We start from the raw sequence: 14,547 nt of genomic DNA, 5'->3' as shown, positions 1-14,547 counted from the left end.
CGGCACCCTCCTCGACAGCGGCCGCAACCGCAGGGGCCAGCGCATTCTTTTCAGCCAGCAAGGCGTCGACCTCGGCGCCGATCGCCTCGCGCTCTTGCTCAAGCGCGGCGATCTCCGCGGGAAGTGTCTCGACAACCTCCGTCATCTCGGCGGCAACACTTTCCGAGCGGACGGCTGTCGACATCCGGTTGAACGTCTCGTTCAAAGCGCCGGCAACAAAGAACCACCAGACCAAGGCCGCGACAATAGCAAGGATGGACCCCAGTAACTGCCCACCAAAGCGGGCGCCGACAAGATATCCGACATACCCCGCCGCAAAGCCCGCAAAGACCAGCAATGGCGACCAGAACGCGCCACCCCAGATCAACCAGGTGGTCAGAAACGGGTACGCGAAAGAGAACCACAGCATCTGCCGCGGAAATTTCTCTGAATAGAGGACAGGCATCAAGGCGACAAAAAGCAGAACGAAGGCAAGAATAGGCCGCCAAACCAGCCCGGTCGGATAGAACCCAAAGATCAGCTGGAACCAGCGATCACGGACAACCGCATTGCAGGCCCCGTCATGTCCGCTTTTGCCATAAGCAGCCAGAACTTCGCGGCATTCCGTCAGCGACCCGGCATTCCATACCGACCCAAAGAGCCAAGGCAGAACGCCGCTTAGGACCACATAGATCACATAAAGCGAGATCACCGTCAGGATGATATTCAGCCAGCTGGAGAACAGGTTTTCGCGAACCCACTTGATCACGCCCACCTCGGTCACCGGCGGTGCCTGCTCGGGGATCATGGTGTCGCGGACGTATGAAACGGTCTGTGCGTGTGTGTCAGACATCCTAGCGCTCCTGCAACTGTGTGGATCGGTTGTAGATGTTCATCAGCCCCGAAATGGCCAATGACAGCGCCAGATAGAAGGCGCCCAGCAACAGCATCCCCTCAAGCTCGCGACCTGTCTGGTTGATGGTGATGCCGCCCAGCGTGGCGCGCACATCCATATACCCCACCGCAATAGCCAATGATGAGTTCTTCGTCAGGTTCAGGAATTGCGAAATCAGCGGCGGGATGATCACCCGCATGGCCTGTGGCAGGATCACGAGGCGCATGGTGCGGCCCGGCTGAACGCCCAGCGCAAAGGCTGCTTCGGTCTGCCCCTTCGAGATCGCCATGATCCCGGCCCGCACGATTTCCGCAATAAAGGCCGCCGTGTAAAGCGACAGGGCCAACCACAGCGCGATAAGCGAGTCGCTCATCTCGATCCCGTCGGCAAAGTTGAACCCTTTGAGGTAGGGTTTCACAATCGTCGCACCCAGCAGCAGCAACACAATCGCAACCGGCACGATCAGAACACCAAGTTCCAGATACCATTGGGTTGGCCGGTCGCCAGTTGCAGCCTGGATTTTGTCGGCACGTTTGCGCAAATAGCGCACCGCGAAAATGCTCGTCGCCAGAACGCCCAGGATAAGCAGCCAATCAATGCCACCTGACGCAACCGGGGTCAGGCCATCGGCCGAGGCAACGGGTTCGTTACCGCTTAGCGAGCGGGTGAATGCAATGCGCGGAATGTAGGCGCCGCGGTTTGTGATCGCCACGCTGTCGTTCAGGATCATCTCGGCAGCGGGCTCGTCACCGCGGAAATCACGTGGTTGCGGCATGCTTTCGTTGACGATTGCCATGATCAGGACAATCCACAAAAGCAGCGGCACATTTCGAAAGCCTTCGACATAAACTGCCATCAAGCGGCTGACGACCCAGTTCTTGGACAGGCGCAGCACACCAATGATCACGCCCAGGATCGTGGCCGTGATGCAGCCCAGAAAGGCAACAAGAAGCGTGTTGAGAATACCAACCATTGCCGCACGTCCGTGGGACATCTGGTTGTTGTACTCGATCAACATCTGGTTGATGTCATAGCCCGCCGGATTCCCCAGGAAACCGAAATCGAAATCCTTGCCCAGATTGGCCAGGTTTTGCACGGTATTGTTGATCAGCCAAAAGAACCCGGCAAGCATCAGGACCATCGCCACCACTTGGATGGTGATTGATCGGTAGCGGGTATCATAGATAAGTTGGCTCAGCCGAAACCCTTGTTTCGGAGCGTCCGTCAACGTTGACATGTATTTCTCCCGGTCGATCCCGCTGGCGTATTGCGCAGGCTTCGGTTTTCCGAATGTCACTGCGCGCGGGATGCGCGTATTTCTAGCATGGCGCTGTCAGGAAAAGGGCCCGGTCAGAACCGGGCCCTTCACCATTTTTGAGTTTAGCGGAAAGGTGGAGAGTAGATCAGACCACCTTCGGTCCACTTGGCGTTCAGGCCACGTGCAAGGCCGATTGGCGTATTCTCACCAATGTTCTTCTCGAACAGCTCGCCGTAGTTACCGCCAGCAAGGATTGCGTTCATCGCCCAGTCAGCGTCGAGACCCAGCATCGCGCCCAGCTCACCTTCGGTGCCCAGAAGACGGTTTACTTCTGGGTTGTCGGTTGCCGCAGCGCCCAGTTCCTTGACGTTTGTGGATGTCACGCCCAGCTCTTCGGCTGTGATCAGCGCGTTCAATGTCCAACGCACCACATCACCCCATTCGCTGTCGCCGTGACGCACAAGCGGGCCAAGCGGCTCTTTGGAGATGATTTCAGGCAACAGAACGTGATCGCCTGGTGCTTCGAATGTTGCACGTGTCGCGGCCAGACCGGATGCATCGGTTGTGTAGACGTCGCAGGCACCAGACAGATACTTCTGTTGTGCTTCGGCGTTGGTTTCAATCGGTGCAGGCTTGTACTCGATGTTGTTGGTCCGGAAGAAATCAGCCAGGTTCAACTCTGTCGTGGTCCCTGTCTGAATGCACACAGTCGCGCCGTCCAGGTCCTTGGCCGAGGTCACACCCAGCTCTTTTGGAACCATGAAGCCCTGGCCATCATAGTAGTTGATGCCAACAAATTCGAACTTCAGGTCAACGTCGCGGCTGAATGTCCATGTGGTGTTACGGGCCAGCATGTCGATTTCGCCGGATGCGAGCGCTGTAAAGCGGGTCTGACCGGTTGTTGGAATAAATTCGACCGCAGTCGGATCACCAAAGATTGCAGCAGCAACAGCACGACACACACCAACATCAAAACCGGTCCATACACCGTTGGCGTCGGGGGCAGCAAAGCCGACCAGACCTGTTGTCACGCCGCAGTTCAGCGACCCGCGTGCCTTGACGTCGTCAAGTGTTGCCGCAGATACCATGCCAGCTGCCAAGCCAGCGGCGGTCAGCGCGCCGAAGAATACGGTTGTTTTCATTTTTACCTCTTCCTGAGTTTCCACGGCCATGCAGCCGCGGTTTTTTTTGTCCGTCCCATTAGACAGTATGATTGTGAGAGCGGTCCCCCGCCCCAGCGCGCCTAGAGTGGGCGGAAACAAGGATTGACGTCAAGGGTCGACAGTGGAAAAGCGGGTGCATTTGCTCAATAAATCGGCATTTTTAGGGACAATGCGGGCAAACACTCCCTTTCGTTGATCATGACGTAAGGTCATAAAACTTTGCGGCGTGAAAAAAAGCGGCCCGTTTGACTTCGGCGGCGGCGCTGGCTTCGTCATCGGCGCCCCACTGACTGATTTGCCAATCCTCGTCCACGCGGGATCTGTCCCATGCATCTTGCGGCGCAATGTGTTCACGCATTACCGCACAGGCCAGCACCAGTGATCCTGACAGGCTGATCAAATCATGCGCAGCGGCAAGCGCGAATTCATCAAGCCCCGCTATTTCGCTGCGCAGACGCGCAACCGCCCCCGGATCCTGCGCGACATGCATGACACCTTGACCGACCGCCAGATGGACACCCAGCGTTTGGGCCGCCCATTCCAGCATCGGATCCCATGCCGCTGCCTGTTTGAGGACCAGACCCTCCGGCCCCGACGCGCGGTAGCATAGCAAATCGCTGTCGCCATACTCTGCCAGTAGGTCAATGACCTCATTGCGCTGGACGCGCACCTTGTCGATGGCTGCGTTCGCACTGCGGGTGACGGGCATGGTCCGCGGATCAACTTTATCCGCTTGTGCGTCCCATTCCTGTGCAATTGCACGCGCCATGGCGTCCGTTGGCACCACAAGCGATGCCTTTGCTGGCGTTTTGACCGGCCGACCATCCAGGTGGATTTCGTGGCCTTCTGGCCCGGCAACGACCTCTGCTACCTTCCAGAACCGTTTTGGCTGCCAATCGCTCATCTTTCTGTATCCATCACCTTGTTGATTGCCGCAGGAAGGGTGTCAAACGCATCAATCAGAACATCCGGACGCAAGCTGTCTGCGGGGTGATAACCCCAGCTTACCCCAACCGTATGCACACCAGCCGCACGCCCCATATCCATATCAAATGTCGTGTCACCCACCATGGCCGCAGACCGTGCGGCGACCCCAAGCTCGTTCAGCGCGGTCAGGATCATCGAGGGGTTGGGCTTGGACGGGTGATGGTCTGCAACCTGCTCGGTATGAAAAACGCCCTGCAGGTCATGACGCTCCAGCACCTTGTCGAGACCGCGACGCGATTTGCCTGTCGCGACGCCCAAAAGAACGTCGTCGATGGACTCCAGCTGGCGCAACACCGCCCTGGCGCCGGGAAATAGTGGGCCCATCTCCCTGTTCTCGGCACGCAATCCGGCAAAGGAGGCCTTGTAGCCATCCACCAGGCGCCGCCGCAGGGCGGCGTCGCTATCGGGGCAAAGCCGCGCAAAGGCTTCGTCCAGCGACAGGCCTACAATCGACAGCACCGCCGTTCGATCCGGAACCGCAAGCGCCTCGGCCCTGAACGCACCTGTCATGGCTGCGAAAATCTCGGTTTGACTATCGACCAGCGTGCCGTCGACGTCAAAGATGACAAGCCGCAGATCACTCATCAGGCATATTGAACGGATCCACCGGCGCATGGCCTACGACCCAACCGACAAAATCCCAGGTATTCTGCATATGTTCGGGCAGGTCCGCGGTGAGATGCAAGGTAGCACCCGTCGCGGGATGCTTGATGGTCAGGCTACGGGCGTGCAAATGCATCTTGCGCCCGATCTCTGATCCCATCCCGGCGCCCCAACCGTCGCCAAGGTTTTCCTGCCCTGATCCACCGTATTTGCCGTCGCCGATAATGGGATGCCCGATCTCGGCCATATGGGCGCGCAACTGATGGGTCCGGCCTGTGATCGGAACCAAGGCACACCATGCGGCCCGGCTGGCAAGCTGATCCATCACCGCATAGTCGCTCGTCGCCCGCTTGGCGCCTTCGGTGCTGTCGACATCGCGTGGATGCACGCAACGCATCTTTTCATTCTCGCCGCCTCTGCCGTGACCGGGGGCCTTGACCAGCCCGTATTTGATCGTCCCGGCACGCGGATGCGGCACACCTGCCACGGCAGCCCAATAGATCTTGCGGGTTTCACGGTGCTTGAGGTTCTCTGTCAACTGCTTGGCCATCATCCGGGTCCGGGCCAGCAGCAAAACACCCGACGTGTCCTTGTCCAGCCGGTGAACGAGGCGCGGCTTTTCCTCATAGCCAAAGGTCAACGCCTCAGCCATGCCGTCGACATGGCGGGTGGTCTTGGACCCACCTTGCGTGGCGAGGCCCGCGGGCTTGTTAATCGCAATGATATGGTCGTCCTTATAAATCACACAGGACTGGATCAGTTTGGCATCGGCCTTGGTCACGCCTTGCTTGGCGAGCGAACGCAGCGCATTCGCCTCTTCCTCGGTCGGGAGGGGGGGAATACGTATCTTTTGGCCCGCTTCAAGGCGGGTTGCGGTCTTCACCCGCCCCCCATCGACGCGCAATTCACCCTTGCGGCACATCTTCTCGATCCGGCCCTGGGTCAAATGCGGAAACAGGCGGCGCAAATAGCGGTCGACCCGTTGATCCCCATCATCAGGGCCAATGACCCGCGTCTGCACACCGCTCATGTCGTCATTCCTTTGGCCAACCACAGACCCAGCGCGCAGGCCAATAACGACAACATGACAGACGCCAGTACGTAGCCGCCTGCGGCTGTCACACGTCCAGCCTCAACCAGTCGCAACGTATCCAGCGAAAAGGCGGAAAACGTCGTGAACCCGCCCAGCAACCCCGTCATCAGAAAAGGCACCCAATGCTGAAGGCCCCGTGCGGCCAGCAGGACCCACAAAAGGCCAATGGCAAAAGACCCGATCACATTGACCGCCAAGGTGCCGAAAGGGAACGCCACCGCTACCCCAACAAGGTAACGGCCCACAGCGCCCAACGCGCCGCCCAAAGCGACAGAGATCACAGGTGTCATCATGCGCGTCCCATCGCCCTTTCGCAGGCCGATGTCAATTCTTGCGGCGTTTCGCACGCAGACCCGCAAAGTAGTCAACGCGTTTTTTCAATTCCCGCTCAAACCCGCGATCAACTGGGGTGTAATAGACGCCACGCTTCATGGTGTCGGGGAAATAGTTGGCCCCCGAAAACGCATCCTCGGCATCGTGATCATAGGCATAGCCCGCCCCAAATCCCTGCTCTTTCATCAAGGCCGTCGGGGCGTTCAGAATATGCGCGGGTGGCGGCTCTGATCCGGTCTGCTTGGCGGCCTTCACAGCGCCCTTATATGCCACATAGGTCGCGTTCGATTTCGGCGCCAGCGCAAGGTAGACAAGCGCCTGGGCCAACGCCAATTCGCCCTCTGGCGAGCCCAGCCGCTCGTACGTCTCCCATGACTGCAGGCACACGGCCTGCGCCTGTGGGTCGGCCAGACCAATATCCTCAACGGCCATGCGGGTGATACGCCGGGCCAGAAAGCGGGGATCCTCGCCCCCTTCCAGCATCCGCGCGAACCAGTACAGCGCGGCATCCGGATCAGACCCGCGCACGGACTTGTGCAAAGCGGAAATCAGGTTGTAGTGCTCATCGCCGGTCTTGTCGTATTTCACCGCCCGCTTCATCAACCGCTTTGTCAGATCATCGGTTGATAGCTTGGCATCCACTTTCCAGGCTGCGACCTGCTCGATCAGGTTCAGCAGGGCGCGACCATCGCCGTCGGCCATTTCCAGCAAGGCCTCGCGGGCCGGTCCGTCCAGCGGCAAACCCTTGCCCAACTCCTGTTCCGCCCGTTGGGCCAACAACTCAAGATCCTTCAGGTCCAGCCGCTTGAGGATGAACACCTGCGCCCGGCTCAACACCGCTGCGTTCAATTCGAAACTTGGGTTCTCGGTTGTGGCGCCGACCAGAAGGATGGTGCCGTCTTCCATATGCGGCAGAAACCCATCCTGCTGCGCCTTGTTGAAACGATGGATTTCATCAACGAACAGCAATGTCCCCTTGCCGTTCTGGCGGCGGATCTTGGCCGCCTCGAACACCTTGCGCAATTCGGGAACACCGGTGAAGATCGCGCTGATCTGGATGAAATGCAGGTCCGTCTCATCGGCCAGCAGCCGGGCAATCGTGGTCTTGCCGACCCCGGGCGGACCCCAGAAAATCAGCGATGATAAAGATCCCGACGCCAGCATCGTGCCAAGTGGCGCATCCGGGCCAAGCACCTGATCCTGCCCGATCACATCGGCCAGCTTGGCAGGGCGCAGACGATCCGCGAGGGGACGGGGTGCGGTGGGTGGCGTCGCGGCACCAGTGTCGAAGAGATCAGCCATCGACGCACGCTAACCAGCCACTGCGGGCTGCGGCAAATTGAACTGATGGGTACGCAAAGATCATGGCGCACCAGATATGTTCGGGCGGGGGTAGGATTGCAAGGGGCCGGCGTTGCATGGAAACCATCACCGGCGCGGTCGCCCATCAGTGGGTCGAGCATCGGGCATGCTGCTGCCCCGTCATCACTGTTTCGTGACGGACCCAAAAAAGGATCCCGAAAACGATGATACAATCCGGAATTGGGGTATGTTCGGCCAATAATGCGCCGCCAGCGTCAAAGGTCGCGCAATCGGTCAGGCGCGACTTGTGGAGAGAGACATAATGAACAACCGACTACTCGTGATCGGATTGGGCGGCACGATTCTAGCGGTTCTGTGCTGCTTCACGCCACTATTGCCGATTATACTGACGGCGCTCGGCCTCACCGGGCTGCTTGGCGTGATATATAATGACGCGGTCCTTTTACCAGTCTTGGCTGGATTTCTCATTTTGACGGGGTACGCACTATGGCGAATGGCGAAACAAAAATAGTGTTGAGCTCGACATTGACCTGTCCGTCCTGTGGACATGTCGAAACCGAAACCATGCCAACTGATGCATGCCAGTGGTTTTACGAGTGCAGGTCATGCAAAACAGTCTTGAAACCGCTTGAAGGTGACTGCTGTGTTTATTGTTCCTACGCGACTGTCCCTTGCCCGCCAATCCAGGAAGGCAAATCCTGCGGCACCTGACCTGCCCTTCAGATGATCAGTAGCGACGGTGCGGAACGGGATAGTCATTCGGTGCCTTGGTCGCTCAGGTCCGCAGTGGCGTCATCCCGGGCGATCTTGATATAGTTTGCCTGCCGGGGCAGTTGCTATTGATCCGGACGCTCAAGCAGCTGGCTGATGGCATCCACGCTTTCCCGAATGATTGCAACGGGAACCCGCGCTCTGGAGAGCATGCGCAGCCCAACATATTGTGTAACAAGCAAGTCGGCATAACTGTCTGGGTACTTGCCATCACCATCATGTTTCAGCGCGATTGAAAAACCATCACGCAATTTCTGTGCCTGAGCCGACGTGCTTGCCGCAATTTCCGGGTCGGTTGCCGACGGGCCCGACAATGTTGTGCAAAGCAGGCAGCCAATATGATCTCCGGCCTCGACCGCGTTGGCAATTGACGAAAACAAGAGTCTGATGCGCTCTGCTCCCGACGTGCCCGGCGTCGCCAGCGCATAAACAGCCTCTTGCACCTCGCGCTGGTCATAAAGCTCCAATGATTTAAGGAACAATTGTTTCTTGTCGCCGAAGGCCTTGTACAAGCTGCCGCGTGTCAGCTTCATCCCTTGCAACAACTGATCTGTCGTTGTGGCATCATAACCCAACGTCCAGAAAACGTTCATCGCGCGGGCGACAGCTTCGTCAAATTCGAACTCTCTTGGTCTTGCCATAGGGCAAATATATACAGGTTTCCCAATTTTGGAACCAAGCAGTTCCTAATCACGCAACCGTGTTTGGAACTGGTCAGTTCCTAATGCTAACGATGGCGCATTCGGACGATCAATGTCCGCTAGAAAATGCACAAAGGATCAAAATATGAAACTCTTCTCAACCGCACTCATCACACTTACCATTGCGACAATCGGCTTTACGGCGGCGTCAGCTGACGAGGTCACCAAACCCGTAGCCGGCACCTTTAGTGGCGCAAGCGAGCACATCACGACGGGCGGCGTCCAGATTGTTAAGACAGCAGACGGCGGCGCAGTTGTGATACTCGACAGCAATTTCAGCCTCGACGGTGCCCCTGATCCACGCGTGGGCTTTGGTAAAGACGGTGTCTACGCAGAGGCTGCAGATCTGGGCGAACTTCAGAATCTGACGGGCGTTCAGGTCTACATCGTCCCGGCTTCGGTCAATGTCGATGACTTCAACGAAGTGTATATCTGGTGTCTGGAATTTGGCGTTCCGCTGGGCGTTGCACAGATTTCCTGAGCTCAAAACAAACGACCTGGCGATGGCCACCAAGCATGGTTCGTGTCTGGTGGTCCGCCTTTTCCAGGTGCCCGCGACAGTGCGGCAACCGCCCAAACATAAAAGGCCCCGCAGCAATGCGGGGCCTTTTATGTGCAAATCGATCTGTAAGGCGACCTAGTCTTCGGCGGCCTCATATTCGGCCAAGCGGGCCTTGTCGGCGGCACCTTTGGCGTCCACGTCGCGATCAACAAATTCGATGATCGCCATTGGGGCCATGTCCCCATAACGGAAACCGGCTTTCATGATGCGGATGTAACCACCCTGACGCTCGGCGTAGCGCGGGCCGAGGACTTCGAACAGCTTGGCGACGTCCTTGTCCTGCTTGAGCTGGGCGGCAGCCTGACGGCGGGCGTGCAAATCACCGCGCTTGCCAAGTGTGACCAGCTTTTCAACCACACGGCGCAGTTCTTTCGCCTTGGGCAGTGTTGTTTTGATTTGCTCATGTTCGATGAGCGAGCCTGCCATGTTCGACAAGAGCGCCTTACGGTGCTCATGTGTGCGGTTCAGGCGGCGGTAACCTCTTGCGTGACGCATTTTTCAGTCTCCTAAAGTCTTATGCTTTGTCTGGCGGTCAGATGCGTGTCTGCCACTCTCCTTGGGGCGGAATTGCCCAGATGTTCCCCGCCTACGCGGGCATTTGGTAGGATGGGTTTAAACCCATCCTACGATCTTAGAACTGATCTTCGAACTTCTTCGCCAGATCTTCGATGTTGTCTGGTGGCCAGTCCTCGACGTCCATACCAAGGTGCAGCCCCATGCCTGACAGCACTTCCTTGATCTCGTTCAAGGATTTGCGGCCAAAGTTCGGCGTGCGCAGCATTTCGGCTTCGGTCTTCTGGATCAGATCACCAATATACACGATATTGTCGTTCTTCAGGCAGTTTGCAGAGCGGACAGACAGCTCCAACTCGTCCACTTTCTTCAAAAGCAGCGGGTTGAATTCCAGACCGTCATCGTCGGCACCAGCTTGTGCGGATTCAGGCTCATCAAAGTTCACGAAGATCGACAGCTGATCCTGCAGGATGCGGGCCGCGTAAGCGACCGCATCGTCAGGGGTCAGTGATCCGTCAGTTTCAACTTTCATGGTCAGCTTGTCATAATCCAGAACCTGCCCTTCGCGGGTTGGCTGGACATCATAGCTGACTTTCTTGACCGGTGAATAGATCGCATCAATCGCCATCATGCCGATGGGCGCATCTTCTGGCTTGTTCTTGTCGGCGGCGACATAGCCTTTACCGGTGTTGACGGTCAGTTCCATGTACAGGTCAGCACCGTCATCCAGGTGACAGATCACGTGATCTTTGTTCAGAATGTCGATGCCTGCGGTTTCAGAGATATCAGCCGCCGTCACAACGCCAGGGCCTTTGGCCTGAACGCTCAGCCGCTTGGGGCCTTCGACTTCCATGCGGATCGCAACACCTTTAAGGTTCAGCACGATATCGGTGACGTCTTCACGCACACCAGACACGGATGAGAACTCGTGCAGAACATTGTCGATCTGCACTGCAGTGATCGCGGCACCCTGCAAAGACGACATCAGAATGCGGCGCAGGGCGTTGCCCAAAGTCAGACCAAAACCACGTTCCAGCGGCTCAGCGATGACGGTTGCCTGTCGTGCCGGGTCGTTGCCCGGTTTTACTTCCAATTGAGTTGGTTTGATCAACTCAGCCCAGTTCTTGTGGATCATATGTCCCTCCATACCAGTCTGCCTTCATGTCCAAAAAGGCAAACGCCCGAGGTTTAAAATGACGGATTGGGGCCGTGCGAAAACACACGACCCCAAAGCGTTGGGTAATTATACGCGGCGACGCTTAGGTGGGCGGCAGCCGTTATGGGCCATTGGGGTCACGTCACGGATCGATGTGATGTTGAAACCAACAGCAGCCAGCGCGCGCAGCGCACTTTCACGGCCAGAACCGGGGCCCTGCACTTCGACTTCCAGCGTCTTGACGCCGTGATCCTGTGCCTTCTTGCCCGCATCTTCCGCAGCCATCTGGGCCGCATAAGGCGTAGACTTCCGAGAGCCCTTGAAACCCATCGTACCCGCAGAGGACCATGAAATGGCGTTGCCCTGCACGTCAGAGATCAGGATTTTCGTGTTGTTGAAAGAAGAGTTCACATGCGCCACACCAGCGGCGATGTTCTTGGAGACCTTCTTTTTGGTGCGTTTTGTATCACGTGCCATGGATCAAGCCCTCCCTTATTTCTTCTTACCGGCAATGGCCTTTGCGGGGCCTTTGCGTGTACGTGCGTTGGTTGATGTACGCTGACCGCGGACCGGCAGGTTACGGCGGTGGCGCAGGCCACGGTAACAACCCAGATCCATCAGGCGCTTGATGTTCATCTGCGTATCGCGACGCAAGTCACCTTCAACCATCAGGTTGGCGTCGATATATTCACGCACGGCCAGAACTTCGGCATCGGACAGTTGATTGACGCGGCGGGCGCGGTCGATCTTGGTTGCTTCACAGATTTCTTCGGCTTTGGCAGGGCCAATTCCGGTGATGTAGGTCAGGGCGATTGGAACCCGCTTTCCAGTGGGTATGTTTACGCCGGCAATACGTGCCACGTGTGCAATTCCTTTTCGTTGCGGGTCCGTCATTCCAGACCCTTTTTTCACAACGTAAGCCCGGAGCGTTTGGGCGCCGGGCTGCGTCATATCAGGTGGTCGTCAGTTTCAGGGCGCGACCCTTAACAGACAAGTTGATTCCCTTGCGGGATGGCGCTGTTTAGGGGGCATCGCCCTGATGGTCAATAGGTGCCCCGAGGGGCGATGGATTTTCGCGAAAATCCATCTGTCGGACAAAATTTTTGCAAAAATTTTGTTGGCTCAACCCAACGCTGTTGCGATGCTCGTTGCAACCTCATCCATGCTGGCCAGGCCATCAATGGATTTCAGATCACCCTTAGCATAATAGTACCCGACCAGCGGACTGGTCTGCTTGTAGTAGGCCATCAACCGGGTCTTGAGGCTTTCCTCATTATCATCCGCACGCCGTTCGATCTGGCGCGACCCGCAATTGGTGCAATTGCCGTCTGCCGGGATCGGTTTGGTGTTGTCATTATAGACTTCGCCGCAATCCTTGCATGTCGCACGGGCGGTAATACGGGCGACGAGGGCCTCATCGTCGACCTGCATCTCGATCACGCAATCCAGGTTTTCGCCCATATCAACCAAAAGGCGGCCCAATGCATCGGCCTGCGCCAATGTGCGGGGGAAGCCGTCAAAGATGTAGCCACCAGCCCCGGTATCAGCCTCCAGCTGCTCGCGGATCAAACCGATGACAATCTCGTCGGTGACAAGATCTCCACGGTCCATGACGGCGGCAACCTGCTTGCCCATCTCGGTCCCGCTGGTGCGAGCCGCGCGCAGCATATCGCCGGTGCTCAACTGCACCATATTGCGTTCATCTACCAGCTTGCGTGCCTGTGTTCCCTTACCCGCCCCCGGCGGTCCCAGCAGTATGATATTCATCGACGCGACGGTCCTTTGCGTTTGCCTGCACCGCGCTTACCACGCAATTGCGACTTCTCAATCAGACCTTCGTATTGGTGTGCCACCAGATGGGATTGGATCTGTTGGATAGTGTCCATCCCCACGGACACGATAATCAGCACCGAGGTACCGCCGAAATAGAACGGGATTGACAGCTCGGCCCGGATGATTTCCGGCAACAAGGCCACAAGCGCAAGATAGCCCGAGCCAAGGACCAGAATACGGGTCACCACGTAATCCAGATATTCCTGCGTCTTCTTGCCCGGACGAATACCGGGGACAAACCCGTTCTGGTTCTTGAGATTCTCGGCCACATCTTCCGTTTTGAACGCTACTTCGCGCGTATAGAAATAGGTGAAAAAGATGATCATCCCACCAAAGAAAATCAGGTAGAGCGGCTGCCCCGGCCCGAATAGCGCAAGGATGGTCGACATGACCGGCCCCGATGTCCCGCCGCTGAATGTGCTGATCGTGGTCGGCAGCAAAAGCAGGGCAGAGGCAAAGATCGCCGGGATCACACCGGCCGGGTTCACCTTGATCGGGAGATGGCTGGAAGAGCCATCATAGACCTTCATGCCGCGCTGCTGACGTGGGTATTGGATATGGATCTTGCGAAGGGACCTTTCCATGAACACCACAAAAGTCAGAATGACGATGACCATCAGGATGATGCCCACAATCACCAGCGGACTGATCGCACCGGACCGCCCTTGCGACAGAAACTGGGCCATGGCTGCAGGGATCTCGGCGATGATACCAACAAAGATGATCAGCGAAATACCGTTGCCGATGCCGCGGGCGGTGATCTGTTCGCCCAACCACATCAGGAACATTGTCCCGCCAACGATGGTAATCACGCAGGAGGCGCGGAAAAACAGCCCCGGATCAGCAGCAAGACCGCCAGCCTCCAGGCTGACAGCAAGGCCGTAAGCCTGCGCTGTTGCCAGAATGACCGTCCCGTATCGGGTATATTGGTTCAGCTTGCGGCGGCCGGCCTCGCCCTCTTTCTTGAGGTTCTTCAAGGGCTCCCACATGGACCCTAGCAGCTGCATCACGATGGATGCAGAAATATATGGCATGATCCCAAGGGTAAAGATCGCCATCCGGGACAGGGCGCCACCGGTAAACATCGACAGAATGCCACCGATACCCGCCTGCGCATCTTCCATGAACTGGGCGAGCGCGGCTGTATCAATGCCCGGAACAGGAATGAACGTGCCAAGCCGGTAGACGATCAACAGGCCGATCGTGAAAAGGATCCGTTGCCTGAGTTCAGTTGCTTTGCCGAAGGCGCTCCAACTGATGTTGGATGCCATTTGCTCTGCTGCAGAAGCCATAAGGGGCCTTTCATGCTCAACGCCGCCAACCGGTTCCCCGGGCAGCGGCGTTTTGGAAAACTCGAAGAATTATGTAGGCGACCAC

At 57.4% G+C, this 14,547-nt stretch carries 17 protein-coding genes; 3 read left to right on the top strand and 14 right to left on the bottom strand.

The annotated features are described in order from the left end of the window. Window positions 1-833 precede the first annotated feature (833 nt). From AABB31_RS16345 to AABB31_RS16315, 7 genes are all read right to left on the bottom strand, one after another. On the bottom strand, window positions 834-2,111 hold the full coding sequence (locus AABB31_RS16345) for an ABC transporter permease subunit (protein ID WP_342077140.1): 1,278 nt from the start codon (window positions 2,109-2,111) through the stop codon (window positions 834-836). Between the two features lie 143 nt (window positions 2,112-2,254). After that, window positions 2,255-3,274: an amino acid ABC transporter substrate-binding protein gene (locus tag AABB31_RS16340; protein ID WP_342077141.1), complete on the bottom strand. Its 1,020-nt coding sequence runs from the start codon at window positions 3,272-3,274 to the stop codon at window positions 2,255-2,257. A 217-nt stretch (window positions 3,275-3,491) separates the two neighbouring features. Next, window positions 3,492-4,199, bottom strand: a complete 708-nt coding sequence (locus AABB31_RS16335; RefSeq protein WP_342077142.1) for an ATP12 family protein — start codon at window positions 4,197-4,199, stop codon at window positions 3,492-3,494. Next, window positions 4,196-4,867: an HAD-IA family hydrolase gene (locus AABB31_RS16330; RefSeq protein ID WP_342077143.1), complete on the bottom strand. Its 672-nt coding sequence runs from the start codon at window positions 4,865-4,867 to the stop codon at window positions 4,196-4,198. The genes AABB31_RS16335 and AABB31_RS16330 overlap by 4 nt, the downstream gene beginning before the upstream one ends. Continuing rightward, window positions 4,860-5,915 (bottom strand): RluA family pseudouridine synthase, encoded by a 1,056-nt coding sequence (locus AABB31_RS16325; RefSeq protein WP_373635012.1) that lies wholly within the window; start codon window positions 5,913-5,915, stop codon window positions 4,860-4,862. The genes AABB31_RS16330 and AABB31_RS16325 overlap by 8 nt, the downstream gene beginning before the upstream one ends. Continuing rightward, a complete protein-coding gene (gene crcB, locus AABB31_RS16320; protein WP_342077144.1) occupies window positions 5,912-6,271 on the bottom strand; it encodes a fluoride efflux transporter CrcB in 360 nt (119 codons plus the stop codon). Before crcB ends, AABB31_RS16325 begins: the two co-directional genes overlap by 4 nt. Window positions 6,272-6,302: 31 nt before the next feature. Beyond that, window positions 6,303-7,613, bottom strand: coding sequence for a replication-associated recombination protein A (locus AABB31_RS16315; protein ID WP_342077145.1), 1,311 nt, complete (start codon window positions 7,611-7,613; stop codon window positions 6,303-6,305). Between the two features lie 322 nt (window positions 7,614-7,935). Here AABB31_RS16315 and merF point away from each other — a divergent pair, with 322 nt between their 5' ends. Beyond that, window positions 7,936-8,145 carry a mercury resistance system transport protein MerF gene (gene merF / locus AABB31_RS16310; protein WP_342077146.1) on the top strand — a complete coding sequence of 70 codons (210 nt, stop codon included), beginning with the start codon at window positions 7,936-7,938 and terminating at the stop codon, window positions 8,143-8,145. After that, window positions 8,121-8,345 (top strand): GDCCVxC domain-containing (seleno)protein, encoded by a 225-nt coding sequence (locus tag AABB31_RS16305; protein ID WP_342077147.1) that lies wholly within the window; start codon window positions 8,121-8,123, stop codon window positions 8,343-8,345. The genes merF and AABB31_RS16305 overlap by 25 nt, the downstream gene beginning before the upstream one ends. Before the next feature lie 125 nt (window positions 8,346-8,470). On the opposite strand, the gene AABB31_RS16300 is transcribed toward AABB31_RS16305, so the two are convergent. Further along, window positions 8,471-8,998 (bottom strand): TetR/AcrR family transcriptional regulator, encoded by a 528-nt coding sequence (locus AABB31_RS16300; RefSeq protein ID WP_373635811.1) that lies wholly within the window; start codon window positions 8,996-8,998, stop codon window positions 8,471-8,473. Between the two features lie 193 nt (window positions 8,999-9,191). Between AABB31_RS16300 and AABB31_RS16295 the strand changes: the two genes are divergently transcribed. Continuing rightward, window positions 9,192-9,587, top strand: a complete 396-nt coding sequence (locus AABB31_RS16295) for a DM13 domain-containing protein (protein ID WP_342077149.1) — start codon at window positions 9,192-9,194, stop codon at window positions 9,585-9,587. Window positions 9,588-9,743: 156 nt separating this feature from the next. Here the strand turns inward: AABB31_RS16295 and rplQ are convergent, their stop codons facing one another. From rplQ to secY, 6 genes are all read right to left on the bottom strand, one after another. Next, window positions 9,744-10,163 carry a 50S ribosomal protein L17 gene (rplQ, locus tag AABB31_RS16290; RefSeq protein ID WP_342077150.1) on the bottom strand — a complete coding sequence of 140 codons (420 nt, stop codon included), beginning with the start codon at window positions 10,161-10,163 and terminating at the stop codon, window positions 9,744-9,746. Window positions 10,164-10,299: 136 nt separating this feature from the next. Further along, window positions 10,300-11,316: a DNA-directed RNA polymerase subunit alpha gene (locus AABB31_RS16285; RefSeq protein ID WP_342077151.1), complete on the bottom strand. Its 1,017-nt coding sequence runs from the start codon at window positions 11,314-11,316 to the stop codon at window positions 10,300-10,302. A 108-nt stretch (window positions 11,317-11,424) separates the two neighbouring features. Further along, entirely contained in the window at window positions 11,425-11,814 is a 390-nt protein-coding gene (rpsK, locus tag AABB31_RS16280; RefSeq protein ID WP_008236527.1) for a 30S ribosomal protein S11, read from the bottom strand. A 15-nt stretch (window positions 11,815-11,829) separates the two neighbouring features. Continuing rightward, window positions 11,830-12,198 (bottom strand): 30S ribosomal protein S13, encoded by a 369-nt coding sequence (gene rpsM, locus AABB31_RS16275; RefSeq protein ID WP_342077152.1) that lies wholly within the window; start codon window positions 12,196-12,198, stop codon window positions 11,830-11,832. 261 nt (window positions 12,199-12,459) lie between these two features. Then, on the bottom strand, window positions 12,460-13,104 hold the full coding sequence (locus AABB31_RS16270) for an adenylate kinase (protein ID WP_342077153.1): 645 nt from the start codon (window positions 13,102-13,104) through the stop codon (window positions 12,460-12,462). Beyond that, window positions 13,101-14,441, bottom strand: coding sequence for a preprotein translocase subunit SecY (gene secY, locus AABB31_RS16265; RefSeq protein WP_342077154.1), 1,341 nt, complete (start codon window positions 14,439-14,441; stop codon window positions 13,101-13,103). The genes AABB31_RS16270 and secY overlap by 4 nt, the downstream gene beginning before the upstream one ends. Window positions 14,442-14,547 lie beyond the last annotated feature (106 nt).

Source organism: Yoonia sp. SS1-5 (assembly GCF_038443705.2).
GTDB classification, from domain to species: Bacteria; Pseudomonadota; Alphaproteobacteria; order Rhodobacterales; family Rhodobacteraceae; genus Yoonia; species Yoonia rhodophyticola.
Note: the sequence above shows the minus strand (reverse complement) of the source record. Positions and strands in the feature narration are given on the sequence as shown.

What these genes read in the sequence shown, in the direction of transcription:
- secY (WP_342077154.1), bottom strand. Translation starts at nt 14,441, where the DNA reads ATGGCATCCAACATCAGTTGGAGCGCCTTCGGCAAAGCAACTGAACTC.
- rplQ (WP_342077150.1), bottom strand. Translation starts at nt 10,163, where the DNA reads ATGCGTCACGCAAGAGGTTACCGCCGCCTGAACCGCACACATGAGCAC.
- AABB31_RS16345 (WP_342077140.1), bottom strand. Translation starts at nt 2,111, where the DNA reads ATGTCAACGTTGACGGACGCTCCGAAACAAGGGTTTCGGCTGAGCCAA.
- AABB31_RS16325 (WP_373635012.1), bottom strand. Translation starts at nt 5,915, where the DNA reads ATGAGCGGTGTGCAGACGCGGGTCATTGGCCCTGATGATGGGGATCAA.
- AABB31_RS16305 (WP_342077147.1), top strand. Translation starts at nt 8,121, where the DNA reads ATGGCGAATGGCGAAACAAAAATAGTGTTGAGCTCGACATTGACCTGT.
- AABB31_RS16295 (WP_342077149.1), top strand. Translation starts at nt 9,192, where the DNA reads ATGAAACTCTTCTCAACCGCACTCATCACACTTACCATTGCGACAATC.
- AABB31_RS16300 (WP_373635811.1), bottom strand. Translation starts at nt 8,998, where the DNA reads ATGAACGTTTTCTGGACGTTGGGTTATGATGCCACAACGACAGATCAG.
- merF (WP_342077146.1), top strand. Translation starts at nt 7,936, where the DNA reads ATGAACAACCGACTACTCGTGATCGGATTGGGCGGCACGATTCTAGCG.
- AABB31_RS16285 (WP_342077151.1), bottom strand. Translation starts at nt 11,316, where the DNA reads ATGATCCACAAGAACTGGGCTGAGTTGATCAAACCAACTCAATTGGAA.
- rpsK (WP_008236527.1), bottom strand. Translation starts at nt 11,814, where the DNA reads ATGGCACGTGATACAAAACGCACCAAAAAGAAGGTCTCCAAGAACATC.
- crcB (WP_342077144.1), bottom strand. Translation starts at nt 6,271, where the DNA reads ATGATGACACCTGTGATCTCTGTCGCTTTGGGCGGCGCGTTGGGCGCT.
- AABB31_RS16335 (WP_342077142.1), bottom strand. Translation starts at nt 4,199, where the DNA reads ATGAGCGATTGGCAGCCAAAACGGTTCTGGAAGGTAGCAGAGGTCGTT.
- AABB31_RS16315 (WP_342077145.1), bottom strand. Translation starts at nt 7,613, where the DNA reads ATGGCTGATCTCTTCGACACTGGTGCCGCGACGCCACCCACCGCACCC.
- AABB31_RS16340 (WP_342077141.1), bottom strand. Translation starts at nt 3,274, where the DNA reads ATGAAAACAACCGTATTCTTCGGCGCGCTGACCGCCGCTGGCTTGGCA.
- AABB31_RS16330 (WP_342077143.1), bottom strand. Translation starts at nt 4,867, where the DNA reads ATGAGTGATCTGCGGCTTGTCATCTTTGACGTCGACGGCACGCTGGTC.
- AABB31_RS16270 (WP_342077153.1), bottom strand. Translation starts at nt 13,104, where the DNA reads ATGAATATCATACTGCTGGGACCGCCGGGGGCGGGTAAGGGAACACAG.